This is a genomic window from Pseudomonas sp. P39-UII1, from assembly GCF_039672635.1.
Lineage (GTDB): Bacteria > Pseudomonadota > Gammaproteobacteria > Pseudomonadales > Pseudomonadaceae > Aquipseudomonas.
In genome coordinates, this window is the sequence record NZ_JBDFPP010000005.1 from 1 (window position 1) to 25313 (window position 25313).

General features: G+C 64.9%; 18 protein-coding genes. 9 read left to right on the forward strand and 9 right to left on the reverse strand.

Annotated elements, in window-relative coordinates:
- Positions 1-168, reverse strand: a 168-nt coding sequence (locus ABEH27_RS08810; RefSeq protein ID WP_346613477.1) for a transposase, incomplete at its 3' end; no start/stop codon positions are given.
- Between the two features lie 363 nt (positions 169-531).
- Between ABEH27_RS08810 and peaA the strand changes: the two genes are divergently transcribed.
- The 5 genes from peaA (at position 532) to ABEH27_RS08835 (ending at position 6859) form a co-directional block, all read left to right on the forward strand.
- Positions 532-2097, forward strand: a complete 1566-nt coding sequence (peaA, locus tag ABEH27_RS08815; RefSeq protein WP_346613204.1) for a quinohemoprotein amine dehydrogenase subunit alpha — start codon at positions 532-534, stop codon at positions 2095-2097.
- A 51-nt stretch (positions 2098-2148) separates the two neighbouring features.
- Entirely contained in the window at positions 2149-3579 is a 1431-nt protein-coding gene (peaB, locus tag ABEH27_RS08820; RefSeq protein ID WP_346613205.1) for a quinohemoprotein amine dehydrogenase maturation protein, read from the forward strand.
- Between the two features lies 1 nt (position 3580).
- Positions 3581-3904 (forward strand): quinohemoprotein amine dehydrogenase subunit gamma, encoded by a 324-nt coding sequence (qhpC, locus tag ABEH27_RS08825; RefSeq protein WP_008091708.1) that lies wholly within the window; start codon positions 3581-3583, stop codon positions 3902-3904.
- A 32-nt stretch (positions 3905-3936) separates the two neighbouring features.
- Positions 3937-5058 (forward strand): quinohemoprotein amine dehydrogenase subunit beta, encoded by a 1122-nt coding sequence (gene peaD, locus ABEH27_RS08830; RefSeq protein WP_346613206.1) that lies wholly within the window; start codon positions 3937-3939, stop codon positions 5056-5058.
- A gap of 127 nt (positions 5059-5185) precedes the next feature.
- Entirely contained in the window at positions 5186-6859 is a 1674-nt protein-coding gene (locus ABEH27_RS08835; RefSeq protein ID WP_346613207.1) for a fatty acid CoA ligase family protein, read from the forward strand.
- 132 nt (positions 6860-6991) lie between these two features.
- Here the strand turns inward: ABEH27_RS08835 and mobA are convergent, their stop codons facing one another.
- The 3 genes from mobA to ABEH27_RS08850 form a co-directional block, all read right to left on the reverse strand.
- Positions 6992-7564 (reverse strand): molybdenum cofactor guanylyltransferase MobA, encoded by a 573-nt coding sequence (mobA, locus tag ABEH27_RS08840; protein ID WP_346613208.1) that lies wholly within the window; start codon positions 7562-7564, stop codon positions 6992-6994.
- Between the two features lie 99 nt (positions 7565-7663).
- The gene (locus tag ABEH27_RS08845) at positions 7664-10792 is read right to left on the reverse strand and encodes an efflux RND transporter permease subunit (protein WP_346613209.1); all 3129 of its coding nucleotides are present in this window, start codon (positions 10790-10792) and stop codon (positions 7664-7666) included.
- Positions 10793-10803: 11 nt separating this feature from the next.
- Positions 10804-11979: an efflux RND transporter periplasmic adaptor subunit gene (locus tag ABEH27_RS08850; protein WP_346613210.1), complete on the reverse strand. Its 1176-nt coding sequence runs from the start codon at positions 11977-11979 to the stop codon at positions 10804-10806.
- Between the two features lie 157 nt (positions 11980-12136).
- Here ABEH27_RS08850 and ABEH27_RS08855 point away from each other — a divergent pair, with 157 nt between their 5' ends.
- Complete coding sequence (locus tag ABEH27_RS08855; protein ID WP_346613211.1) at positions 12137-12838, forward strand: response regulator transcription factor; 702 nt, start codon at positions 12137-12139, stop codon at positions 12836-12838.
- Positions 12839-12844: 6 nt separating this feature from the next.
- Complete coding sequence (locus ABEH27_RS08860) at positions 12845-14143, forward strand: ATP-binding protein (RefSeq protein ID WP_346613212.1); 1299 nt, start codon at positions 12845-12847, stop codon at positions 14141-14143.
- Here ABEH27_RS08860 and ABEH27_RS08865 read toward each other — a convergent pair.
- The 5 genes from ABEH27_RS08865 to wecB all read right to left on the reverse strand — a co-directional run bounded on the left by ABEH27_RS08865 (position 14118) and on the right by wecB (position 22511).
- Positions 14118-15209 (reverse strand): GGDEF domain-containing protein, encoded by a 1092-nt coding sequence (locus ABEH27_RS08865; protein WP_346613213.1) that lies wholly within the window; start codon positions 15207-15209, stop codon positions 14118-14120. The two genes, ABEH27_RS08860 and ABEH27_RS08865, sit on opposite strands and share 26 nt — an antisense overlap.
- A gap of 141 nt (positions 15210-15350) precedes the next feature.
- On the reverse strand, positions 15351-16190 hold the full coding sequence (locus ABEH27_RS08870) for a DUF4434 family protein (RefSeq protein ID WP_346613214.1): 840 nt from the start codon (positions 16188-16190) through the stop codon (positions 15351-15353).
- The gene (locus tag ABEH27_RS08875) at positions 16190-19189 is read right to left on the reverse strand and encodes a phage receptor (RefSeq protein ID WP_346613215.1); all 3000 of its coding nucleotides are present in this window, start codon (positions 19187-19189) and stop codon (positions 16190-16192) included. Before ABEH27_RS08875 ends, ABEH27_RS08870 begins: the two co-directional genes overlap by 1 nt.
- A complete protein-coding gene (gene nrfB / locus ABEH27_RS08880) occupies positions 19186-21360 on the reverse strand; it encodes a cyclic di-3',5'-guanylate-activated glycosyltransferase NrfB (protein WP_346613216.1) in 2175 nt (724 codons plus the stop codon). The genes ABEH27_RS08875 and nrfB overlap by 4 nt, the downstream gene beginning before the upstream one ends.
- On the reverse strand, positions 21357-22511 hold the full coding sequence (gene wecB / locus ABEH27_RS08885) for a UDP-N-acetylglucosamine 2-epimerase (non-hydrolyzing) (protein WP_346613217.1): 1155 nt from the start codon (positions 22509-22511) through the stop codon (positions 21357-21359). Before wecB ends, nrfB begins: the two co-directional genes overlap by 4 nt.
- Positions 22512-23108: 597 nt before the next feature.
- On the opposite strand from wecB, the gene ABEH27_RS08890 reads away from it, so the two are divergent.
- Positions 23109-23540, forward strand: coding sequence for a PACE efflux transporter (locus ABEH27_RS08890; RefSeq protein ID WP_346613218.1), 432 nt, complete (start codon positions 23109-23111; stop codon positions 23538-23540).
- 183 nt (positions 23541-23723) lie between these two features.
- Positions 23724-25286, forward strand: a complete 1563-nt coding sequence (gene ilvA / locus ABEH27_RS08895) for a threonine ammonia-lyase, biosynthetic (RefSeq protein WP_346613219.1) — start codon at positions 23724-23726, stop codon at positions 25284-25286.
- Positions 25287-25313 lie beyond the last annotated feature (27 nt).

Genomic DNA, 25313 nt, shown 5'->3' on the forward strand with positions numbered 1-25313 from the left:
TGGCTGGCCCTTCTGACGCTCTTTGCGAACCTGATCAACCCAGCGGCGCAGCGCCGTAGGGCCGACCTCCATCGACGCACAAACATCTGGAATCGAGCCGTTGTCATCAAGAACCATGCTGGCAGCACGTTGCTTGAACTCGCGGGTATAGGTCTTTCGTTCTTGCATGGAACCTCCTGATTGGGCGAATCATATCGCCCTTAAGAGGTGTCCGGGATCATTAAGCCAGTTCAAGCCGGCTCCCACAGGTACAGTGCAGTCATCACCTACGCCGCTGTACCTGTGGGAGCTGGCTTGCCGGCGATGGCCTGCGCAGCAGGCCCCTGTCTCAACATGAAACACCCTGTCGCGAAATGGCACGTTCCGACTCGACACCAAGGTGTGGTTGCAGGTCCCTTAAATGCGCTAAGAAGCTGAAATACAACAATTTTCAAGCATCTGGCACAGTTTCTGTATCGCAACTGTCACATGCACACCTGCTGTACCCAAGCGTGCGAAAACCATAAGAACAACAACCGTGGAGGTCTGACCTTGAAGACGACTCGACTCCGGCGGCAAGCGGGCAAACTGGCGTTGATCGCCGCCGCACTGCTGGGCACCCAGGCCATGGCGGCCGAGCAGGGCCCGAGCCTGTTGCAGAACAAGTGCATGGGGTGCCATATCCCCGAGGGTAACGATACCTACAGCCGCATCAGCCACCAGCGCAAAACGCCCGAAGGCTGGCTGATGAGCATCGCCCGCATGCAAATCATGCACGGCCTGCAGATCAGTGATGATGACCGTCGCACCTTGGTCAAGTACCTGGCCGACAAACAAGGGCTGGCCCCCAGCGAAACCGAAGGCGTGCGCTACGCCATGGAACGCCGGCTCAATACCGTCGAGCACTTCGACCCGATCATCGGCGAAACCTGCGGCCGTTGCCACTCCGGTGCCCGTGTCGCTCTGCAGCGCCGGCCGGCCCAGGAATGGGAGCATTTGGTCAACTTCCACCTCAGCCAGTGGCCATCGCTGGAATACCAGGCCCAGGCACGCGACCGCGACTGGCTGGACATCGCCCTCAAGCAGGTGGTGCCGGAGCTGGCCAAGCGCTTCCCGCTGGACAACACGGCCTGGGCTGACTGGCAGAACGCCAAACCCAAGGCCGATGCTTTACCGGGGCAATGGGCCTTCAGCGGCCACATGCTGGCCAAAGGCGACGTGCGCGGGGTGATGACGGTCAGCCCCGAGCAAGGCGATACCTTCAAGGTGGAGGTCAAGGGCGCCTATGCCGACGGCACGCCATTCAATGGCACTGGCACGGCGATCCTCTACAACGGTTACGAGTGGCGCGGCAACGTCAAGGTGGGCGACGCCAGCTTGCGCCAGGTGTTCGCGGCGCTGGACGGCGAGATGAAAGGCCGCATGTTCGAGGCCGAACACGACGAGCGCGGGCTGGACTTCACCGCGGTGAAAGCCGGCAAACCACGCCTGTTGGCAGTACAGCCTGGCTACATCAAGGCCGGTGGCGAAAGTGAGATCACCCTGGTGGGCAGCGACCTGAGCGGCAAGCCTGACTTGGGCGCGGGTGTCGAGGTGACCGAGGTGCTGGAGCAGACCCCGACCCTGGTGCGGGTCAAGGCGCGCGCGGCAGCAGATGCCAAACCTGGCCAGCGTGAGGTAGCAGTCGGTGCACTCAAGGGCGTCAACCTGGCTGTTTACGACAAGGTCGAGGCGGTGAAGGTCGTGCCGGCGTTCTCCATCGCCCGTATCGGCGAAAACGGCGCGGCGGTACCGAAGGTTCAGGGGCGTTTCGAGGCCGAAGCCTGGGGCAAGGATGCCAGCGGCCAGCCGCTGCGCATCGGTTACCTGCCGGCCACGTGGAAGGTCGAGCCGTTCAACGAACGTGCTGTCGAGGACGAAGACGTCAAGTTTGCTGGCCAGATGCAGGCTGACGGCGTGTTCGTGCCAGGCGGTGCGGGCCCGAACCCTGCGCGCAAGATGATGACCAACAACGCCGGCAACCTGAAAGTCATCGCTACCTTGGCTGACGGCGGCCAGACCGGCGAGGGCCACATGATCGTCACCGTCCAGCGCTGGAACAACCCGCCCCTGCCATAAGGGTTGGCCTGCCAGACGCATCAACCAACGGATCGATTATCGGAGGTCGCCATGGGCGTATTACTGAACCTGGTCGAGCGCAACCTGCACGAAGTGCAGGTCGATGCCGACCGCATGCTGTTCCATATCCCCAGCAGTTCGCTGTTCACCGCCGACGCGGTGACCGGGGGCATCATCGACACCCTGCGCCAGCAAGGCTGCTCCGCCGAGGAGCTGGTGCAGCGCCTCGGCCAGCAGTTCGCCGGCAACGACATCGAGGACACCCTGCGCGAGCTGATCGCGCTGGAGCTGGTCAGCGACGGCTCGCCGCTCACCCCGGAAATCGCCCTCAAGCAAGTCGAGCGTACGGCGCTGAACACCGTCGTGCTCAACGTGAATACCGGCTGCAACCTGAGCTGCACCTACTGCTACAAGGAAGACCTGGACAAACCCTCGGCCGGCAAGAAGATGAGCACCGCCACCGCCGAGGCGTCGGTCGAAATGCTGCTCAAGGAATCACCCGACGAACAACGCTACAGCGTGGTGTTCTTCGGCGGCGAGCCACTGTCCAACCGGCCGTTGATCGAGCACATGGTCGCCTACTGCGAGCGGCGCTTCGCCGAAGCCGGCAAGCAGGTGGAATTCATCATGACCACCAATGCCACGCTGCTCACCGAAGACACCATCGACTGGCTCAATGCCCACCGCTTCGGCCTGTCGGTGAGCATCGACGGGCCCAAGACCGTGCACGACCGCAACCGCATCACCGTGGGCGGGCAGGGCACCTATGACGTGGTGCGGCGCAAGGCAGAGCTGCTGCTGTCGCGCTACACCAGCCGCCCGGTTGGGGCGCGGGTGACCCTGACCCGCGGCATCACCGACGTCGAGACCATCTGGAACCACCTGTTCAATGAGCTGGGTTTTGCCGAGGTGGGCTTCGCCCCGGTGACCTCGGGCGACATGGCCGACTTCAACCTCACCGGCGAGGAGCTGATCGCGGTTTTCGCCAACATGAAAGCCCTCGGCCGGCGCTACCTGGAGGCCGCCCTGGAACACCGCAACATCGGTTTTTCCAACCTGCACCAGTTGATCACCGATATCCACGAAGGCCACAAGAAAGCTCTGCCGTGCGGCGCCGGGCTGAAAATGCTGGCGGTGGACCACGAGGGCGAACTGAACCTGTGCCACCGTTTCACCGGCTCCAGCCTGCCGACCTTCGGCAACGTGCACCAGGGCGTGAAGCAGGCGCAGCTCAATGACTTCCTGTCCCAGCGCCTGGACCGCAGCAACACCGGCTGCGACAGCTGCCGCATCCGCAACTTGTGCTCCGGCGGCTGCTACCACGAAAGCTACGCACGCTACGGCGACCCGCAGCACCCGACCTACCACTATTGCGAACTGATGCGTGACTGGGTCGACTTCGGCATCGAAGTCTACAGCCGCATCATGGCCGCCAACCCGGCCTTCATCGACCGCTATATCACTCCGCGCAAGGCCCACTGACATGAAGCACTTGAAGCCCCTGAACAACAAGGCACGCATCCTCGAGCAGGCCGCTGCCGAAGACCGCGTCGAAGAAGTCATGGCAATGAGCGCAGTGGCCGGCTGCACCGCCACCACCGACCCGGGTTGGGAAGTGGACGCCTTTGGCGGGGTCAGCTCGCTGTGCCAGCCGATGGAGGCCGACCTTTATGGCTGCTCCGACCCTTGCTGGTGGCCAGCCCAGGTGCCGGACATGATGAGCACCTACCAGGACTGGAACGCCCAGGCGACCAACTCGCAGGACGACTGGCGCAACCTCGGCACCGTGTTCCCAAAAGACAAGTGACCGGCCCAACAAGAATGACAAGGGGAAACCGCATGAAACCTGGACTCTGCGCGCAGCTCGCGCTCACCGTCGCCGCCACGGCCTGCGCCTGGGCGGTACAGGCCGATGACGCCGCGCCTGCCCTGAAGGCCGGCAACGAATACCTGATCGCCACCAACTACCCGAACAACCTGCACGTGGTCGATGTGGCCAGCGACACGCTGTATAAAAGCTGCCGCCTGCCCGACGCGTTCGGCCCGGGCACCGCGATGATGGCGCCGGACAACCGTACCGCCTACATACTCAACAACCACTACGCCGACATTTACGGTATCGACCTGGACACCTGCAAGACCACCTTCCACGCCAACCTGTCCAGCGTGCCAGGCGAAGTCGGCAAGTCGATGTACTCGTTCGCCATCAGCCCGGACGGCAAAGAGGTGTACGCCACGGTCAACCCCAGCCAGCGTTTGAACGACCGTTACGTGGTCAAGCCACCGCGCCTCGAAGTGTTCCGCACCGCCGACGGAGTAGGCGCCAAGCCAGTGCGCACCTTCCCGATGCCACGCCAGGTATACCTGATGCGCGCCGCCGATGACGGCAGCCTGTTCGTCGCCGGCCCCGACATTTACAAGATGGACGTGAACACCGGCAAGTACGAGGTGGCCTTGCCGCTGCGCAACTGGAACCGCAAAGGCTACAGCGCCCCGGACGTGCTGTACTTCTGGCCGCATCAGAGCCCGCGCCACGAGTTCTCGATGCTGTACACCATCGCCAGGTTCAAGGACGAGAAACAAGACCCCAACACCGCCGAGCTGCTGTACGGCTACCTGAGCGTGGACCTCAAGACCGGCAAGACCCACACCCAGGAGTTCGCCGACCTGACCGAGCTGTACTTCACCGGCCTGCGTTCGCCGAAGGACCCGAACCAGATCTACGGCGTGCTCAACCGCCTGGCGCGCTATGACATCAAAGAGCGCAAGCTGATCAAGGCGGCTAACCTTGAGCACACCTACTACTGCGTGACCTTCGACATGAAGGGCGACAAGTTGTACCTGGGCGGCACCTTCAATGACCTGGCGGTGTTCGACCCGCAAACACTGGAGAAGGTGAAGAATATCAAGCTGCCCGGTGGCGATATGTCGACCACCACGCCGCAGGTGTTTGTCAGGTAATTTTGTGTTGGCTTCTTCGCGGGCAAGCCCGCTCCTACAGGACCATGCGACACCCCGGTCATTGTGGGAGCCAGCTTGCCGGCGATAGGGCCCGATTCGGCACCACAAAAACAACAAGAGCGCACCCATGACCCAGCCAAGCTACTCCCAGGGCGATCAGGGCAAGGCCTTACTCACCCAATGCATCGGCGACGCCTTTGACACCACCGTCGCCCGCTTCCCCGACCGCGAAGCCCTGGTGGTTCGCCACCAGGCCCTGCGCTACACATGGCGGCAACTCGCCGACGCCGTCGACCAGCATGCCCGCGCCCTCATGGCCCTGGGCGTCCAACCTGGCGACCGGCTCGGCATCTGGGCACCGAACTGCGCCGAATGGTGCATCACCCAGTTCGCCAGCGCCAAGGTCGGGGCAATCCTGGTCAACATCAACCCGGCCTACCGCGCAAGCGAACTCGACTACGCGCTCGGTCAGTCGGGCTGCCGCTGGGTCATCTGCGCCGATGCCTTCAAGACGTCCGACTACCACGCCATGCTGTCGGGCCTGGTCCCTGGCCTGGCCAAAGGGCACCCCGGCGGGCTGAACTGCGAGCGCTTCCCAGCGCTACGCGGGGTCGTCAGCCTGGCCGTCACGCCGCCACCTGGCTTTCTCGCCTGGCACGACCTGCAGGCCCGCGCCGCTGCCGTCAGCGCCGAAGCGCTGGCCGAACGCCAGGCACAGTTGCAGCCTGGCGACCCGATCAACATTCAGTACACCTCGGGCACCACGGGCTTTCCCAAGGGCGCGACGCTCAGCCACAGCAACATCCTCAACAACGGCTACATGGTCGGCGAGAGCCTGGGCCTGACCGAGCACGACCGCCTGGTGGTCCCGGTGCCGCTGTACCACTGCTTCGGCATGGTCATGGCCAACCTGGGCTGCATGACCCACGGCAGCACCCTGATCTACCCCAACGATGCGTTCGACCCGCTGGCCACGCTACGCGCCGTGGCGGAAGAAAAGGCCACCGCCCTGTATGGCGTGCCGACCATGTTCATCGCTGAACTGGACCACCCACAGCGCAGCGCTTTCGACCTGTCGAGCCTACGCACCGGCATCATGGCCGGCGCCACCTGCCCGATCGAGGTGATGCGCCGGGTGATCGACGAGATGCACATGGCCGAAGTGCAGATCGCCTACGGCATGACCGAAACCAGCCCGGTGTCACTGCAGACCGGCGCCAACGACGACCTGGAGCGCCGCGTCACCAGCGTCGGCCGCACCCAGCCACGGCTGGAGAACAAGGTGATCGATGCCGACGGCAACAGCGTGCCGCGCGGCGAAATCGGCGAGCTGTGCACCCGGGGTTACAGCGTGATGCTGGGCTACTGGAACAACCCCAAGGCCACCGCTGAAAGCATTGACGATGAAGGCTGGATGCACACCGGTGACCTGGCGGTGATGAACGAGCAGGGGTATGTGCGCATTGTCGGGCGCAGCAAGGACATGATCATCCGCGGTGGCGAGAATATTTACCCGCGTGAACTGGAGGAGTTCTTCTTCACCCACCCGGCAGTCGCGGATGTGCAGGTGATCGGCGTGCCGTGCAGCAAGTATGGCGAGGAGATCGTCGCCTGGGTGCGGCTGCACCCCGGGCATCCCGTCACTGAGGAGCAACTGCGCGAGTGGGCGAGGGCGCGCATCGCGCACTTCAAGGTGCCCCGGCATTTCCGCTTTGTCGACGAGTTCCCGATGACGGTGACGGGCAAGGTGCAGAAGTTCAGGATGCGCGAGATCAGTGTCGAAGAGCTGGCTGGTGGTTGATATGTCGCATTCGGTGGCCCTATCGCCGGCAAGCCGGCTCCCACAGGTAATGCGCAACGCCTGAGGCTTGCGTAAAAGAACCTTGTGGGAGCCGGCTTGCCGGCGATAGGGCCGGTACAGGCAGTCGCTAGCTCAGCCCTGCAGCAGGTCGGGGCTATTGAAGTTGCTCAACCGCCGATCATCCTCGGCACACTCCAGCCCCTGCACCGGCTCAAGCAACAGCGCCTTTTGCAAACTCCGCTCACCCGCCGCCCAGGCCTGCTCAAGCACCGGCAGCAACCTGCGCGGCAGCACGCTGAACATCGGCTGCCAATACCCACCCTGGCGCACCATGGCGGCACTGTCATTGGCCACCGCCAGCTGTAGCAATTCCTCGATCAACCCCTGGTCAATCAATGGCGCATCACAGGCCAGCACCACCACCCATTCATGCCGCGCCACTGCCAGCCCGGCAATGACGCCGGCCAACGGCCCGGGGAAGCCCACTTCAGCGTCGGATACCAGCTGATCGGCAAACGGGCGATAAAGATCCTGGTTGCGGTTGCAGGAGATCACCACGTCATCGCTGAGCGCCCGCACCACGCGCTGCACATGCGCCACAAGCGGTTCGCCACGCCACGGCACCAACCCTTTGTCACGGCCGCCCATGCGCTGGCCGCGGCCGCCAGCGAGGATCAATGCAGAAAAGGAGGGCAGGGTGGGCATTGTGTCGATTCCTGAAGTGCAAGGACCGCACCCTCCCACGCTGCAGCGCAATTGTCCAGGCTGGCCGGGGGTGCCCTTACAGGGCAACCCCACCGGCTTTTATTGAGCGTCGATAGCTTGCGCGCCGCCATCGGCCCGCTTGCGGCGGCGCTCGGCCAGGCGCATCACCACCACAAAGAACACCGGCACGAACACTACCGCCAAGGTGGCGCTGAGCATCCCGCCGATTACCCCGGTACCGATCGCCTGCTGGCTCGCCGAGCTGGCACCGGTGGCGATGGCCAGTGGCACTACGCCGAGGATGAACGCCAGCGAAGTCATGACAATCGGCCGCAGGCGCAGGCGGGCAGCCTGGATGGCGGCGTCGACAGCGTCCACACCCTGGTCCACCAGGCTCTTGGCGAACTCGATGATAAGGATGGCATTCTTCGCCGACAGGCCGATCAGGGTAATCAGGCCGACCTTGAAGAACACGTCGTTGGGCATGCCGCGCAGGGTTACCGCCAGCACCGCACCCAGCACGCCAAGCGGCACCACCAGCAGCACGGCGGTGGGGATCGACCAGCTTTCGTACAACGCCGCCAGGCACAGGAACACCACCAGCAGCGACAGCGCCATCAGCAGCGGCGCCTGGCTGCCGGACAGGCGTTCCTGCAGCGACAGGCCCGTCCATTCCAGGCCGGCGCCGGCCGGCAACTGCGCGACCAGGCGTTCAACCTCGGCCATGGCGTCGCCCGAGCTGTAGCCGGCCGCCGGCTCGCCGGAAATCGACACGGCCGGGTAGCCGTTGTAGCGGGTCAGCTGCACCGGGCCGCTGACCCACTGGGCCTGGACGAAGGCAGCCAGCGGGACCATCTTGCCGCTGCTGTTGCGCACGTGGATTTTCAGCAAGTCCTCGACCTGGCTGCGCTGGTCGCCTTCGGCCTGCACCACCACCCGCTGCATGCGGCCCTGGTTGGGGAAGTCGTTGACGTAGTTGGAGCCCACTGCGGTGTCCAGCACCGCGCCGATATCGGCAAACGAGATGCCCAGCGCGTTGGCCTGGCGGCGGTCGATCTCCAGCTGCACCTGCGGGCTTTCGGCCAGCGATGACTCGCGCACATTGACCAGTATCTTGCTCTTGCGGGCACCGGCCAGCAGTTCGTCACGGGCGGCCATCAGCGCGGCATGGCCCATGCCACCGCGGTCCTGCAGGCGGAACTCGAACCCGGTGGATTCACCCAGGCCGTCGATGGGCGGCGGCAGCACCGAGAACGCCACCGCATCCTTGATCTGCGAAAACGCTGCGCTGGCGCGGTCGGCAATCGATTGGGCACTGTCGTCAGCGCCGCGTTCGGACCAATCCTTCAGGGTGGTGAAGGTCAGCGCGGCGTTCTGCCCACTGCCCGAGAAGCTGAACCCGAGGATCACCGTGGTGTTGCCCACGCCAGGCTCTTCGGCGTTATGCGCCTCGATCTGCGCGGCCACCTGCTCGGTGCGCATGCGGCTGGCACCCGGCGGCAGCTGGATGTCGGTGATGGTGTAGCCCTGGTCCTCGGTGGGCAGGAACGCCGTGGGCAGTTGGCTGAAGCCATAACCCAGCACGGCCAGTAGCACGCCATACACCAGCAGGTAACGACCGCTGCGCTTGAGTGCATTGACGACCCAGCGCTCGTAGCCGTTGCTCATGGCCTCGAAACGCCGGTTGAACCAGCCGAAGAACCCTGTGCGCTCGTGGTGCTCGCCCTTGGCCAGGGGCTTGAGCAGGGTAGCGCACAGGGCCGGCGTCAGGCTCAGAGCCAGGAACGCCGAGAACAGGATCGACACCGCCATCGACAGTGAGAACTGCTGGTAGATGACGCCCACCGAACCCTTCATGAACGCCATGGGCAGGAACACCGCCACCAGCACCAGGGTGATGCCGACGATGGCGCCGCTGATCTGGCCCATGGCCTTGCGCGTGGCCTCCTTGGGCGGCAGGCCTTCTTCGGCCATGATCCGCTCGACGTTTTCCACCACCACGATGGCGTCGTCCACCAGGATGCCGATGGCCAGCACCATGCCGAACAGGGTCAGCACGTTGACCGAGAAGCCCAGCGCCAGCATGACGGCGAAGGTGCCCATCAGCGCCACCGGCACCACCAGGGTCGGGATCAGCGTGTAGCGCAGGTTCTGCAAGAACAGGAACATCACCGCGAACACCAGCAGCATGGCTTCGAACAGGGTACTGATGACCTGCTGGATCGACACCTTGACGAACGGCGAGGTGTCGTAAGGGATGTCGTACTTGACCCCTTCGGGGAAGTAGCGCGACAGCTCCTGCATCTTCGCCCGCACCAGCGTGGCGGTTTCCATGGCGTTGGCGCCCGGCGCCAGCTGCACGCTGAAGGCACTGGCCGGCTTGCCGTTCAGGCGCGTGCCGTACTGATACTCCTGGGCGCCGATCTCGACCCGGGCAACATCGCCGATGGTCACGGTCGAGCCGTCCTGGTTCGCCCGCAACACGATCGCGGCAAACTCCTCAGGGGTGCTGAGCTGGCCCTTGACCACCACGTTGGCGGTGATCTCCTGGGTGCTGCGGGCGGGGAGGTCGCCGATGCTGCCGGGTGCGACCTGGGCGTTCTGCGCAGCGATGGCCTCGGCCACGTCATTGGGCGTCAGGTTGAAACCGATCAGCCTGGCCGGGTCGATCCAGATACGCATGGCCCGTTCGGAACCGTACAGCTGGGCCTTGCCGACGCCCTTGAGGCGGCGGATTTCGTTCATCACATTGCGCGCCAGAATGTCCGACAGCGCGGTTTCGTCGAGCGTGCCGTCCTCGGACGTCAGGGTGCCAAGCAGCAGGAAGCCGGTGGAGACCTTTTCCACCTGCAGGCCCTGCTGGGTGACCGGGCGCGGCAGGCGCGACTCGACCACCTTGAGACGGTTCTGCACATCGACCTGGGCCAGATCGGGGTGGGTACCCGGTTCGAAGGTGGCGGTGATGGTGGCGCTACCCAGGCTGCTCTGCGACTCGAAGTACAGCAGGTTGTCGGCGCCGTTGAGCTCCTGCTCGATCAGGCTGACCACGCTCTCGTCCATGGTCGCCGCCGAGGCGCCCGGGTACACGGCATAGATTTCCACCTGCGGCGGCGCCACGTTGGGGTACTGGGCCACCGGCAACTGCGGGATGGCCAGCGCGCCGGCCAGCAGGATGAACAACGCGACCACCCAGGCGAACACCGGGCGGTCGATGAAGAATTGCGGCATGGGTCAGGCCCTCATTGGCCGTTGTGCTGGGCGATGGGCTGGGTGTTCTGGCTGGCGTCGACCTGCACCTGGTCACCGGCCTTGACGTGTTGCAGGCCTTCGACCACCACGCGGTCACCGGCTGCAAGGCCTTCGCTGACGATCCAGCGGTCGCCCTGGGCGTTGCCGAGGACCACCTGGCGTTCGCTGATGCGCGCCTGCGCGTCGACCACCAGCACCTTCGGTACGCCAGCGCTGTCGCGCAGGATGGCGCGCTGCGGCACGCTGATGCCCTTGGGCTGCACGGCCTGCTCCAGGCGTACGCGCACATAGCTGCCGGGCAGCAGGTCCAGGTCCGGGTTGGGGAACTCGCTGCGCAGGGTGATCTGGTTGGTGCTCGGGTCGACGCTGATGTCGGAGAACAACAACTTGCCGGGCAACGGGTAGGCACTGCCGTCATCCTGGATCAACGTGGCACGCGCCTCGCCGTTGCCGGCCTGCTGCAGTTCGCCCGCGCGCAAGGCGCGGCGCAGGGTGTTGAGCTCGCGGGTCGACTGGGTGACGTCGGCATGGATCGGGTCCAGTTGCTGGATGGTGGCCAGCGGCGTGGTCTCGTTCTGCCCCACCAGGGCACCTTCGGTGACCAGCGCACGGCCGATGCGCCCGGCGATCGGCGCCGTGACGGTGGCGTAGCCCAGGTTCAGGCGGGCCCGCTCCAGTGCAGCCTTGGCCTCGGCCACTTCGGCGTCAGCCTGAAGGAAGGCGGCCCGGGCGTTGTCGTATTCCTGGCGGCTGACGGCCTTGTCATCCACCAGGTCGCGGTAGCGCTGTTCCTGCAGGCGCGCCTGGTACAGGTTGGCCTGGGCTTTGGCCAGGGTGGCCCGGGCGCTGTCGTGGTCGGCTTTGAACGGTGCCGGGTCGATGAGGAACAGCACGTCGCCTTGCTTGACGTCGCTGCCCTCGCGGTAAACACGCTTGAGCACCACGCCGGCGACCCGCGCACGCACTTCGGCCGTGCGCGGTGCCAGAATGCGCCCGCTCAGTTCGGTGCTGATCGCCAGCGGCTGCAACTGCAGGGTTTCTACCCCGACGTGGGGCGTGGGTGCCTGCTCGTCCTTCCCGGCGTCGTCGCCACAACCGGCCAGGGACAGGGTAAGCAGTGCCAGAAGCGCCAAAGGGCGCAGGCGATGGGTAAACATGATAGGCATACGGATCTTCCGATGATGACCGTGCGTATGCTAAGGCAGAGGTTGCCTGAGCGCCTGTTAAGCTGTGTAGGGCGAGTGTGAAAAAGTGTGAAGAACAATCCTGTCTGCGGGCGGGATTCTATATCCTGCCGGTCTTTCCCCTTGTGTCCAAGCGCTTATGCCAAACCTTCTTCTGGTCGAAGACGACAGTGCCCTGTCCGAGCTCATTGCCAGCTACCTGCAACGCAATGACTTCCATGTGCGGGTGATCGCCCGGGGCGATCATGTGCTGGAGGCGTTCCGCCAGGACAAACCGGACCTGGTCATCCTCGACCTGATGCTGCCGGGCATCGACGGCCTGCAGGTGTGCCGCCTGCTGCGCCAGGAATCACAAAGCCTGCCGATCCTGATGCTCACGGCCCGCGACGATAGCCACGACCAGGTGCTGGGCCTGGAGATGGGCGCCGACGATTATGTGACCAAACCCTGCGAACCGCGCGTGCTGCTGGCACGTGTACGCACCTTGCTGCGCCGCAGCAGCGTGCACGAGCCGCGCCTGGACAGCGAGCAGATCCTGGTCGGCGGTTTGCGTATCGACCTGGCCGAGCGCGTGGTCAGCTGGCGCGGCGAAGAGGTGGAGCTGTCCAGCGGCGAGTACAACCTGCTGGTGGTGCTGGCCCGCAATGCCGGCGAAGTGCTCAGCCGCGACCGCATTCTCCAGCAATTGCGTGGCATCGAGTTCAACGGCACCGACCGCTCGGTGGACGTGGCCATCTCCAAGCTGCGCCGCAAGTTCGACGACAGCGCCGGCGAGGCGCGCAAGATCAAGACCGTGTGGGGCAAGGGCTACTTGTTCAGCCGCGTCGAATGGGAGTGCTGATACCGCATGCTGAAGATTCTGGTGCGCCTGTACCTGCTGATCATCGTCGCTTACGCCGGTGCGCTGCTGTTGATCCCGGACACCATCGTCGGCCTGTTCCATGACCGCTTCATGGCCTATAACCTGGACCAGGCCAAGGGGGTGCAATCGCTGATCGTCCGCCAGTTCCGCCAGGCCCCGCGCGAGCAGTGGCCTGCGGTGGAGCAGGACCTGGCCAAGGCATTCGCGCCGCTGCAGGTGACGCTGCTGCGCACCGACCAGGCAGGTTTGAGCCCGCAGGAGCAGGCACGCCTGGAGCACGGCCTGTACGCAGTGCGCATTGGCGACTGGGGTTACTACCAAACCGTGCTGGCCCCGCTGGAACAAGGCTGGCTGGTGAGCCTGCACGCGCCGCCAGACCCACTGGACATCAATGTGCTGTCGTGGGGCGTGACGGTGCTGATCGGCGCCGCCATGCTCGGCTGCCTGCTGCTGTGGGTGTGGCCGCACTGGCGCGACCTGGAGCGCCTCAAGGAAACCGCCAGGCGCCTGGGCCAGGGGCAGATGGCCGAGCGCACGCATATCTCGCCGCATTCGAACATCGGTGAGCTGGCCGGGGTATTCGACACCATGGCCAGCGACCTCGAGCGCCACGTCAACCAGCAGCGCGAGCTGCTCAATGCGGTGTCCCATGAACTGCGCACGCCGCTCACGCGGCTGGATTTCGGCCTGGTGCTGTTGTTTGACGAAGTGCCGTCCAGCAGCCGCAAGCGCCTGCTGGAGCTGGTCGGGCATGTGCGTGAGCTGGACGAACTGGTGCTCGAGCTGCTGTCCTACAGCCGGCTGTACAACGCCGACCAGGCCCGCGAGCGGGTCGAGGTGTCATTGCTGGAACTGGTCGACAGCGTGCTCGGCGGCTTTGCCGAAGAACTCGACAGCCGTGGCATCCAGTGGGAGGTGCGCGCCGAAGGCGATCTGCCGCGCTTCGTGCTCGACCCACGGCTGACCGCCCGCGCGGTGCAGAACCTGGTGCGCAACGGCATGCGCTATTGCGACCAGAGCCTGCTGCTGCGCTTGCGCCTGGAGGCGGACGGCGCCTGCCTGCTGACCGTCGAGGACGACGGCATCGGCATCCCGGTGCAGGAGCGCGAGCGGATCTTCCAGCCGTTCTACCGCCTGGACCGCAGCCGCGACCGCAATACCGGCGGCTTCGGCCTGGGCCTGGCGATCAGCAGAAGGGCCATCGAGGGCCAGGGCGGAACGCTTACCGTGGCGCAGTCGGCGCTGGGTGGGGCGCAGTTCAGGATTCGGCTGCCAGCCGGCTAGTCCACAACACGAAGCGGTCCTTGCCGGTGTGCTTGGCCTGGTACAACGCCTGGTCGGCCTTGACCAGCGCCATGGTCAGGGTATCTGCGCTGCCCACCTCGGCCAGCCCGATGCTGATCGTCACCGGGTGCGCACCCAGGTCTTCGCGCACCCGCTTGCACAACGATTCAACCTGGCGCTCGGCGGCTTGCTGATCCAGCCCGTGCAGGAAGATCGCAAATTCCTCGCCGCCGAGCCTTGCGAACTCATGGCCCGCCATCGATGCCTTGATGTGCACGGCCACGCGTTTGAGCACCTCATCGCCGACGTCATGCCCGTAGCGGTCGTTGACCTTCTTGAAATTGTCGATGTCGATCATCGCCAGCCACTGCCCGGGTGGTGCCTGCTGCAACTGGCGTTGAGCCTTGGCCATGAACGAGCGGCGGTTGGGGATTTCGGTGAGCACATCGACGTAGGCCTGTTCCAGCAGCAACTTGGACATGTAGAAATTGTGCAGCTTGGCCTGGCGGATGCGCAGGTAGCTGTAGATCACCAGGCCGCTGAGGAACACCGCATAGCTCACCAACATGGCTGCTTCAAGGTCGTCCAGGTCGATGTTGGTGTCATAGAACGGGTTCAGCATGGTCCAGGTGATGGCCATGGCGCAGAAGAACGACCAGCGCCGTACCGGCAGCACCGAGACGCTGTACAGCACGGTGGAGGTGCCGAGCACCAGCCAGACCGGGCGAAGGGCGATCGGGATGCCTTCGATGACCAGGCGCATGCCCAAGGTGATGACGGCTATGAACAGCAGGTTGAGCACATCGAAGTGGTGGGTCTTGCGGGTAAAACCCAGGACCACGGTGAGGCTGCACATCAGCGCCAGGAACAGGCCTGAAAGCCAGGTGAAACCTTGGTTGCCCAGGTAGCTGACCATCAGGTCGAAGAGCAGCCAGACAGCGATGCTGAGGCAGAAGATCAGATGGCAGAAGCGTCGAGCGGTGTCGTATTCATGCTGGCGAAATTCGGCGCGCAGGGCGGCAGGGGCCACTTGCTGGCGCACGTATTCCTCGATGGTCTTGAACATTGATCTGGCCCTGTTGAGGAGTGCTTTGTCAGTGCCGGCCTCATCGCGGGCAAGCCCGCTCCTACGGGATAATTGCTGACCCAAGGGCGGTGGTCGACCTGTAGGAGCGGGCTTGCCCGCGATGAGGCCCTAACAGACGACTCAATTCTGCGGCAGGATACCCCGAGCCCACGGCCGGTAGCGCAGGGCAAACACCGCTTCGGCATGGCACCCACCCGTCAGCCTGGGCGAGGCCGGCTCGGCCCGAAACGCCTGCCCCGGCGCGCTCACCTGGCGAAAGGCCTCACGCACCACCCCGACCCGGCACGGCAGGGCCTGTTCGTACCCCTGGCGCACCAACGGCGGCAAGCGCCCAGTCCCGGCACCGTCCTGCCACCACACAGTCAAACCCAACCCCACCAGTTGCTCCAGCCACGCGGCGTTGACCCGCGGTGCCAGCGTGCCGGCACTGAACGCACTGATGTGCAGCGGCTTGTCCAACTGCCGGTTGAACGCCTGCAACTGGCCGTACAGTGCTTCACGGCGTGCGGGGTCACGAAAGTGCAGATCGTCCAGCTCCATTGGCAGGTACCAGCCGGCTACCTCCAGGTTCCAGTCCTTGCGCACCTGCTGGTAGTGGCTCAGTGAGCGGCCCAGCTGCGCTTTCCAGTAGCTGTTCAGGCCATCCCCGTCGAGCGCTTCGAGGCGCTGGTAGTAGGCCGGGTCCATGTACAGGCCGAGCACCAGCTCCAACCCCTGCGCGCGGGCTTCGCGCAGGCTGTTGGCCAGCCACCCCTGGGCGCCGCCGAAATCGCTGTCACCGTAGGCGCTCCACTGCACGATCAGGGTCTTGCCGCCGTGCGCTGCGGTGGCGCGCCACAGTTGCTGCCACTGGCCTGGGCTGACCGCGGCGTCGCGGTTCAGGGGTTGGTAGAACAGCCGCTGGTCGGCCATGGCCGGCAGGCACAGGGCAAGCATGCAGATTGCCAGGAAGGTACGCATCAGAAGGTCATCTCCGCGCCCACCAGCACGCCGTTGGCGCGCTCGTAGAGGTTGCCACCCAGCGACTGCTGGTACTCGGCGCGCACTTTCAGCGAGCCGCGGTAGGCGTTGTAACGGTCGTCGTCGAACCACCATTGCCAACGCACACCCACGCCTGCCCGGGCGTCCTGGCGCCAGTCATTGCTCGGGTCCTGGCTGGCAAATTCGAGGAAGCCATAAGGCATCAGGGTTTGCGGCGAGGTGCCAGGCAGCTTCCAGGCATGCCCCTGCTGGTAGCGCGACAACCAGGCATGGTCGCCGGCGCGGGTCCACCAGGCGGCGTCCAGATACAAAAAGCGCTCGTTCCAGTCGTCCTCGTCAACCCGCCAGTCGTTACGCCAGTCGCCTTGGTCGAGGAATGAGGCTGTCGCGCGCAACAGCAAGTCGTTGCTCGATTCGGCGTTGTGGCGCAAATCGCCCCAATTGCCGCCGACCTTGGCCGGGCTCAGCAGCTCGCCAAGGCTCAGCCCGCTGTAATGCTCGGCGTCGATCTGGCGTTGGTGATACAGCTCGGCATACAGGTTGAGGTTGGCCTGGCCCAGCGGCTTGTAGCGCAGGCCGACGCCAGTGCCCATGCTTTGCGCGTAGTCGGTGCGGCTCTGGCCGCCGAAAAGCACGCGGCCGTACACCGACAAGGTGCTGCCATTGCGGCTGGGCTCGTCGCCCAGTGCGTGGTCCCACATGGCCAACTGCACGTTCTGCGACTGTGCCCGGCGAGCGCTGCCACTGCGCTGGCCGGTGTCGAGGAATTTGTCGTTGGTCGAGGTGCCGGCTGGCGACCAGGTGCTGGCCAGGGTGACGCTGTCGCGGCGCGACAGGGTTTCGTGAGCGCGTCGCTGGCGGTACTTGCGCGCTTCGAGGCTGCCATATTCATCGTCACCGTCGACCAGGTGCTGCTCCACGTCGATGATCCGGCGCAGCTCGCGGCGGGCAGAGGCGCTGTCTTCGGCTTCGTCGTAACGCAGAGCGAGGGTTTCGCCGAGGCGGTAGTCCTCCGGAAAATCGCGCGTGGCGCTTTGCAGATAAGGGATCGACTGGCGGCGCTGGGCCTTGTCGGGCGAACCGGCCAGGCGCATGCCGTAGTCGGCGCGGTAGCGGGGCTGGTCCGGCGCCAGGCGTAGCGCCTCGGCCAGCCAGGCCGTGCTCTGGGCGCTGTCGCCGGCCAGTTGCGCGGTGCTGGCGGCTGCGTAGTAGTGGTCGGCACGCGGGTTGTACGCCAGGGCCTGACGCTGGAAGCCAAGCGCTGCCTGCAGGTCGCCCTGGCGCTGGGCGATCGCGGCGCCCAAGGCCCAGTCGTCGGCGCTGTTGTGCGCAGCGGCGTCCCAGTAGCGGCGCGCGGCCTGTGGGTCGCCTGCGTGCAAGGCGCCAGCGGCGGCGGTCAGGCGGGCGTTGTCGGTCCAGGCGCTGTCGGGCAGGCTGCGCCAGATCGGCAGGGCGGCTGTGGAGTCGCCGGCGGCTTCCAGGGCGTAGGCCAGCGGTAAGCGGTTGCCGCTGTCGCCCAGGCGTTCAGCGGCCTGGTAGTAGACCACTGCTGCACCGGGCTGCTCGGGCATGGCGCAACGGCCCAGAGCACGGTACTGGCCAGCTTCGCTTGGGTTGGCCGGGACAGCCTGGTGTACGGCGTCGCACTGGCCGGCCTCGGCCAGGCGCGCGAGCAGCTGGGCGCGTGTTTGGGTATCGACGCGTGGGATCAGGCCCAGTATCCGTTGGCTGTCCAGCGGCCCGTCGTCACGCGCGTAAAAATTGCCCAGGCGCTGCAGCAGCGAGGGCGTCAGCCGGCCCTTACGGCGGTCGTAGGCCTGCTCAATAAGGCTTCGTGCACGTTCGCTGTGGCCCTGCTTTACCAGCAGGAAGGTTGCCTGTTCAAGTGCGGCCAGGTTACCGCTCTGGCGGTAGCGTTGCTCCCATTCGGCGGCCGTGCGCGGTTGTGGCGGTTGCACGGGGTCGCCGTAAAGGCGCTGCTTGAGGATGGCGTAGGCGCGGGGGTCGACGGCGGCGGGGCAGCTTTTGAGCTGCTCACGGGCGACATCCGGGTCATGCCGCGACAGCCAGTCGACCGTTTCCAGGCACGGGCGCTGCAGTTCGTTGCTCAGTCGCCGCAGCAACGGTGCATCGTCGCCTTCACGGGCCAGTTCCCACAGTTGCTGGCGTTGTTCGGGCTGTTGCAGCTGCTCGGCAGGGAGGCTTTGCAGCCAGCGTTGCGCCTGCTGGTTATGGCCCACGGCGATGGCTCGGTTGGCCATGGCCAGCCGGGTCTGGTTGGCGACTTCAGGGGAGGGCGCGCTTTGCAGCAACCGTGTCAGACCCTTTTCATCCACTTGCTGGACATAGGCATTGGCCAGGCGCTGCCAGTCTTCAGCTGGCAGCTGGCCTTTTTCGGCCAACGGCTGCAGCTGTTCGATGGTCTCTTTCCAGTTGCGCAACTGTTCGGCGAAGTTGGCCCGGGCCAGGCGCAGCACCTGGCCATCGTCACGGGGTGGTAACTGGCTGAGCCATTGCAGGGCTTTGCCGGCACCGCCGAACTTGGCCAGGCTCAGGCTGTAGGCCTGCCACAGCCGTACCCGCTGCATGCCGTCGGCCGTAGCCAGCCAGCTTTCAACCTGGCTGGCGGGCGGTGGGTCCTGTTCGATCCAGGTCAGGCGCAGCTGCAGCAAGGCATCGGCATGCTCGGGGCCATCGAGTTGCTCGGCCAGGGCTTGTGCCTCTTTGTAGCGGCGTTGGTGGGCGAGTGCCTCCACCAGCAAGGCGCGCGCCTCGTCATTGTTCGGCACGCGGCCCAGCACATGGCGGGTGAGGCGTTCGACCTCGGCCCAGTTGTCCTTTTTCGCTTCGCGGTAACTGCGCTCCATGAACGGGTAGCTGGTGAAACGCTGAAAGTCCGTCATGGGCGCGGCCAGCGTGGGCAGGGCGGTGGAGCACAGCAACAGGCCGGTGAAGGTGAGGGTGAAACGCGGCTTCATGCCACCTCCCTGATCAGGTCAAAGGCGGCCTGCTGTTCGCTGGCCTGCTCGGCGAGCGCCTGCTGCAGCACGTGCTCGGTGATGATGCCGCGCGCGATCAGGTGCTCGCCAAGGCTCTGCTGCTCGGGGTCGAAGTCGATCAGTGCCTGGTTGAACAAGGTCGGCGGAACCATGCCGCGCACCTGCAGCAGGGCACCGAGCATGACCTGGTGAGTGCTGACCTGTTCGATCAGCTCGGCATTGTCCTGGTGCAGTACGAGCACCTTGAGCATCTGCTGGGTCTCGGCGTGCTGCCAAGGGCTGGGGTAGTGCAAGCGCAGCCCCAGGGTGACGCGGCCCTGGGGCGCCAGGCGGCAACGGACGGGCCGTTTGAGCTGACGGCTGATCACCCCCAGCGACACCTGGCTGACCGGGCTCTCGCTGGCCAGCACCAGCGTACTGCCGTCTTGCGCCACCGGCAGCACGCCGTAATGCGTGGCCAGGCGGCGCGGCAGTTGGGCGATCAGCTCTGCGTCGAGCTTGAACGGGTTGAGCGGCGCCCAAGGCATGTCCAGTTGCTCGGCCAGGGTCTGCACCAGCTGCTCGCTGGTCAGCCAGCCGCGCAGCAACAGCTCGCGGCCCAGGCGCCGGCGTACCGGGCTGGTGATGGCCTGCTCAAGCTGCTGTTCGCTGATGTAGCCTTTCTCGACCAGGCGGTGGCCCAGTGGCGTGCGGGCCGGCGAGGCGAGGGCGGGGAACTCGTGGGTGGTCTTGTCCCAGGCTACCCGGCGCGAATCGCCCATCTCCATGACCTGGCGCAGCGCGCGCAGGTTGGCGAAGAAATTGACGAAGTTGCTCCACATCATGCGCGGTGCCGACAGCAACCCTTCGCCGATGCCGTAATAGCGAGTAACGAACCAGCCGCGCTGGAACAGCCGGTTGATCAGCATCAGGCCGTTGAGCCAGAGCAGGGTGGTGAGCAGCCAGCTGTCACTGAGGATCGACATGAACCGCCAGGACTGCGGCGCGATCACCGTCACCAGCCACATGGCCAGCAACACCAGCAGCAACAGGTTGACGAGAAAGCTCAGCAGGTAGGCGAACAGGCCGCGCCGGTCCCGCCAGAGGAAGTAGTTGAGTGCGCCCGTGCGGCTCCAGCCAAGGTTGCTGGTGCCCTGGAACACGATGCCGACGATCCACCGCGACTTCTGCCGAATGGCGTGCTGCCAGTCGCGCGGGAAATGCTCGCGCACGCAGATCACCTGGGAGAACTCGCGGCTCATCCCCCAGCGCCAGTCGTGCTTTAGCGCCAGGGCCGGGTCGGTCACCGAATAGCGGGCGAAGATGCACTTCATGCCTTTTTGCTTCAGGCGAAAACCGATGTCGTAGTCTTCGGTGAGGCTCTGCACGTCGAAGGCGATGCCGTCGCCGTCTTCGAGCAGTGCGCTGATGGCGCGCCGGCTGAAGCAGGTGCCGACGCCTGCGCTGGGCACCTGGCCGGTGAGTGCTTCGCGCACGATCACGTCCTTGCCATGGTTTTCGGCGAATTCGTCCACATAGTGCCCGGCGGTGAAGCCTTTCCATTCCGGCGCATAGGGGTACACCGGGATCTGGATCATGTCCTTGGCCGGCAGCAGGTAGTTGAACAGCCGCAACTCCATGGGCGAGATCACGTCCTCGGCGTCGTGCAGGATGAAGCCTGCGAACTCGATGCGTGCGTCTTCCTGGAAACGCAGGATGGCATCGATGATGTTGTTCAGGCAGTCGGCCTTGCTGGTCGGGCCGGGGCGCGCGCAGACCACTTTGTGCACGTTGGGGTAGTGCAGGCACACGGCATCGACGTCGGCCTGGGTTTGCGGGTCGTTGGGGTAGGTGCCGACAAAGATCTGGTAGTTCTCGTAGTCGATGGTCGAGGCCGCCAGGCGCGCCATTTCGCCGACCACACCCACTTCGTTCCAGGCCGGGACCATGATCGCCAGCGGTTTTTCCGGCACTTCGAACAGGCGTTTTTCGTCAGCCTTTTCGTACTTGTCGTAGATGCGCACTTGCCGCACCACCTTGCGGCACCAGTAGCACAGGTCGATGAACAGGTCATCGAGGCCGAGCAGGAACATTAAGCTGGCAAGGATGATGGCCAGGATCTTCAGGCCGAACAGCACATAGGTGAGGAAGTCGACGAAAGCCAGGCTCATGCGTCACCCTGTTGACGGGTGGTTTTCTCGAACCAGAGGCTCAAGCGTTCGGCGATGATCTCGCTGGCGTGGCCGTCGCCGAACGGTGTGAATACCCGGGCCATGCGCGTGTAGGCTTGTTCATCGTCAAGCAGCTGGCTGGTTTCCTTGACGATACGCTCGGCCTGGGTGCCGACCAGCTTGACCGTGCCGCCTTCGAGTACCGACGGGCGCTCGGTCACCTTGCGCAGTACCAGCACGGGTTTGCCCAGCGCGGGGGCTTCTTCCTGCACGCCACCGGAGTCGGTGAGGATGATGTGGGCGCGGTCCATCAGCCAGACGAAATGCTGATAATCCTGCGGCGCCACCAAATGGATGTTTTCACGGCCGGAAAGCAGGCCGTAGACGGCCTTCTGTACCTGCGGGTTGAGGTGCACGGGGTAGACGAATTGCACGTCGGGGTAACGCAGGGCCAATTCGGCCAGGGCCAGGCAGATGCGTTCGAAGCCGGCCCCGAAGTTTTCCCTGCGATGGCCAGTGATCAGCACCATGCGCTGGTCGTCGCGCAGGGTGTGCAGGGGTGAGTCGGCCGAGGGGTGCCAGGCCGTTTGGGCCAGGTATTCGCGCATCCACAGCAGGGCATCGATAACGGTATTGCCGGTGACTTCGATGTGCTCCAGCGGTACGCCTTCACGCAGCAGGTTGTCGCGGGCTTTGCGGGTGGGGGCGAAGTGCAGGTCGGCGATCACCCCGGTCAGGCGCCGGTTGGCCTCCTCGGGCCAGGGTTGCTGCAGGTTGCCGGTGCGCAACCCTGCCTCGACGTGGCCGATGGGGATGTGCCGGTGGAAGGCTGCAAGGCCGGCAATGAAGCTGGTGGTGGTGTCGCCGTGCACCAGCACGATATCCGGGTTGACCTTCTCGAAGGCCTTGTCGATCTTGTCCAGCAGGTCACGGGCCAGCCCGTTGAGGGTCTGGTTCTGGGTCATCACCTTGAGGTTCTGATCGACGCTCAGGCCAAAAGCGGTGAGCACCTGCTCGAGCATCTCGCGGTGTTGGCCGGTGGAGCAGATATGCAGGTCGATGTCCGGCCATTCGCGCAATACCCTCGCCAGAGGGGCCATCTTGATCGCTTCTGGGCGGGTACCGAATACCATCATGACGGTGTTTGCCATCGTCTTGTTCCTCGTACGATTCCCTGGACGAAGTTGTACGAATTCGGGTTGCTTGCAATGGATAGATACAAGCAGTCGAGGGAGGGGTTGTCCAATGTGAGGGGTAGAGTGCTTGTCGGGAATTGGTGTCAGGGCTGACAGGCGCTTGGCTGGGGTTTTGTTGTGAGGCGAAGATCGAGCGCCGCCCGCGCGGCGCTTCGCGGGGCAAGCCCGCTCCCACATTTGTTGCAACGCGCCGTTCCAGTCAGGCCATGGTTGTCCGCCTTGGCGCATGACTGAAGAGAGGTGAGGCGGCAGCAGTGCCAGCCGAAAAACCTCGTCGAGCCTCCAAGGCTAACAACTATGGCCTATCAGGCCATGGTACGTTGCAACAAATGTGGGAGCGGGCTTGCCCCGCGAAGCGCCGCGCGGGCGGCGCTCGATCTCAAGGGCGCTGAAGATCCCAAGCCAAGCGCCCCGCGATGCGCCGCGCGGGCGGCGCTCGATCTCAAGGGCGCTGAAGATCCCAAGGCAAGCGCTTCGCGATGCGCCCCGCGGGCGGCGCTCGATCTCAACAACGACAACATTTCAATGGCAAGCAAAAAAGGAGACCCAACCATGCAAGGCAAGGCCCGCAAGATCGTCCAGGCCATCCTCTACGAGGCTATCGCCGTGGCCTGCGTGGCGCCGGCGCTGGAGCTGGCGTTCGGTGCCGGTATGGCGCAATCGGCCGTGCTGTCGATCCTGATGTCGGGCATCGCCATGAGCTGGAACATGGCCTTCAACTGGGCCTTCGAGCGCTGGGAAGCCCGCCAGCAACAACGTGAACGCACCTTTCTGCGCCGGTTGTTGCACGCGCTGGGCTTCGAAGGCGGGCTGGTAGTGCTGCTGTTGCCGCTGGTGGCGTACTGGCTGGATGTCAGCCTGTGGGCGGCGCTGCTGACCAACCTGGCGCTGTTCGTGTTCTTCTTCGTCTATGCCTTCGTGTTCCAGTGGGGCTTCGACAAGGTGTTCGATGTGCCGCTGTCTGCCCAGCAGGCCAAGTGTTGACACGCCCGCCCGTGGCGGGATAAGTTCCCACCCCATGAACACTTTCCTGCACGTGAACGCCATTATTATTACCGCCATTATCAGTTTGGCGGGCTAGCGCGTACGTGCACCAAACCCGCCCTGGAGGCGGGTTTTTACTCTTCGACTCCTGGGCAACGTGAAAACAGCCAAGGAGTTGCACCGATGACCAGCCTCAACGTCAGCCCACGTACCCCGCTCAGCCCGCAGCAACTGTTGTCGGAGCAGGTGCGGCGCATCTTGTCTGCGCCGGTGTACGACCTGGCCATCGAGACGCCCCTGCAAGCGGCACCGGCACTGTCTGCCAGCCTCGGCAACCAGGTGCTGCTCAAGCGCGAAGACCTGCAACCCACGTTCTCGTTCAAGATCCGCGGTGCCTACACCCGGCTGTCGCGGCTCACCACAGCCCAGCGCGAGCGCGGTGTGATTACCGCATCGGCGGGCAACCATGCGCAAGGCGTGGCCCTGGCGGCTTCGCATCTGGGCCTGAAAGCCACCATCGTGATGCCGACCACCACGCCATCGCTGAAGGTCGAAGGTGTGCGTTCGCGGGGTGGCCATGTGGTGCTGCACGGTGAAAGCTTCCCGCATGCGCTGGCCCACGCGCTGACCCTGGCCGACAGCGAGGGCGCAACCTTCGTGCCGCCGTTTGATGACCCGGACGTGATCGCCGGCCAGGGCACGGTAGGCATGGAAATCCTGCGTCAGCAGCCGGGTGCGCTGGACGCGATCTTCGTGCCGGTCGGTGGCGGCGGGCTGGTGGCGGGGATTGCCGCGTATGTGAAGTACCTGCGCCCCGAGGTGAAGGTGATCGGTGTCGAGCCGGAAGATTCCAACTGCCTGCAGGCCGCCATGGCCGCCGGCGAGCGGGTGATTCTGCCGCAGGTCGGCACCTTTGCCGACGGCGTGGCAGTGGCCCAGGTCGGGGCCCACTGCTTTGAACTGTGCCGGCACTTTGTCGATGAGGTGTTGACTGTCAGCAGCGACGAGCTGTGTGCGGCGATCAAGGACATCTACGACGATACCCGCTCCATCACCGAGCCCTCAGGCGCCCTGGCGGTAGCCGGCATCAAGAAGTACGTGGCGCGCGAAGGCGTGCAGGGCCGGACCCTGGTGGCCATCGATTCCGGCGCCAACGTCAACTTCGACCGCCTGCGCCATGTGGCCGAGCGCGCCGAGCTGGGTGAGCAGCGTGAGGCGATCATCGCCGTGACCATCCCCGAGCAACCCGGCAGTTTCCGCGCCTTCTGCCAGGCGCTGGGCAAGCGGCAGATCACCGAGTTCAACTACCGCTATTACCCGGGCAAGGAAGCGCGGCTGTTCGTAGGCGTGCAGACGCACCCGCTGCACGACCCGCGTGAAAAGTTGCTGGCCAGCCTGGCCGAACAGGGCTACAGCGTACTCGACCTGACCGACAACGAGCTGGCCAAACTGCATGTGCGCCATACCGTGGGCGGGCATGCGGCGCCGGGGGCGGATGAGCGCGTACTGCGCTTCGAATTCCCCGAGCGGCCGGGGGCGCTGTTAGGTTTCCTGGAGCGGCTGGGCAAGCGCTGGAACATCAGCCTGTTCCATTACCGCAACCATGGCGCGGCCGAGGCGCGGGTGTTTGCCGCGCTGGAAGTGCCGGCGGATGAGCAGGCCAGGTTGCCGCAGGCGCTGGATGAGATGGGGTATCGGTATTGGGATGAGACTGATAACCCAGCGTACGCGTTGTTTCTTGGGTAACCGCGCACTAGCGGGACTGCGTGAATT

Excerpts from the sequence above, each read along its gene's own strand:
- peaB (WP_346613205.1), top strand. The coding sequence starts at position 2,149 with ATGGGCGTATTACTGAACCTGGTCGAGCGCAACCTGCACGAAGTGCAG.
- qhpC (WP_008091708.1), top strand. The coding sequence starts at position 3,581 with ATGAAGCACTTGAAGCCCCTGAACAACAAGGCACGCATCCTCGAGCAG.
- peaD (WP_346613206.1), top strand. The coding sequence starts at position 3,937 with ATGAAACCTGGACTCTGCGCGCAGCTCGCGCTCACCGTCGCCGCCACG.
- ABEH27_RS08835 (WP_346613207.1), top strand. The coding sequence starts at position 5,186 with ATGACCCAGCCAAGCTACTCCCAGGGCGATCAGGGCAAGGCCTTACTC.
- mobA (WP_346613208.1), bottom strand. The coding sequence starts at position 7,564 with ATGCCCACCCTGCCCTCCTTTTCTGCATTGATCCTCGCTGGCGGCCGC.
- ABEH27_RS08845 (WP_346613209.1), bottom strand. The coding sequence starts at position 10,792 with ATGCCGCAATTCTTCATCGACCGCCCGGTGTTCGCCTGGGTGGTCGCG.
- ABEH27_RS08850 (WP_346613210.1), bottom strand. The coding sequence starts at position 11,979 with ATGCCTATCATGTTTACCCATCGCCTGCGCCCTTTGGCGCTTCTGGCA.
- ABEH27_RS08855 (WP_346613211.1), top strand. The coding sequence starts at position 12,137 with ATGCCAAACCTTCTTCTGGTCGAAGACGACAGTGCCCTGTCCGAGCTC.
- ABEH27_RS08860 (WP_346613212.1), top strand. The coding sequence starts at position 12,845 with ATGCTGAAGATTCTGGTGCGCCTGTACCTGCTGATCATCGTCGCTTAC.
- ABEH27_RS08865 (WP_346613213.1), bottom strand. The coding sequence starts at position 15,209 with ATGTTCAAGACCATCGAGGAATACGTGCGCCAGCAAGTGGCCCCTGCC.
- ABEH27_RS08870 (WP_346613214.1), bottom strand. The coding sequence starts at position 16,190 with ATGCGTACCTTCCTGGCAATCTGCATGCTTGCCCTGTGCCTGCCGGCC.
- ABEH27_RS08875 (WP_346613215.1), bottom strand. The coding sequence starts at position 19,189 with ATGAAGCCGCGTTTCACCCTCACCTTCACCGGCCTGTTGCTGTGCTCC.
- nrfB (WP_346613216.1), bottom strand. The coding sequence starts at position 21,360 with ATGAGCCTGGCTTTCGTCGACTTCCTCACCTATGTGCTGTTCGGCCTG.
- wecB (WP_346613217.1), bottom strand. The coding sequence starts at position 22,511 with ATGGCAAACACCGTCATGATGGTATTCGGTACCCGCCCAGAAGCGATC.
- ABEH27_RS08890 (WP_346613218.1), top strand. The coding sequence starts at position 23,109 with ATGCAAGGCAAGGCCCGCAAGATCGTCCAGGCCATCCTCTACGAGGCT.
- ilvA (WP_346613219.1), top strand. The coding sequence starts at position 23,724 with ATGACCAGCCTCAACGTCAGCCCACGTACCCCGCTCAGCCCGCAGCAA.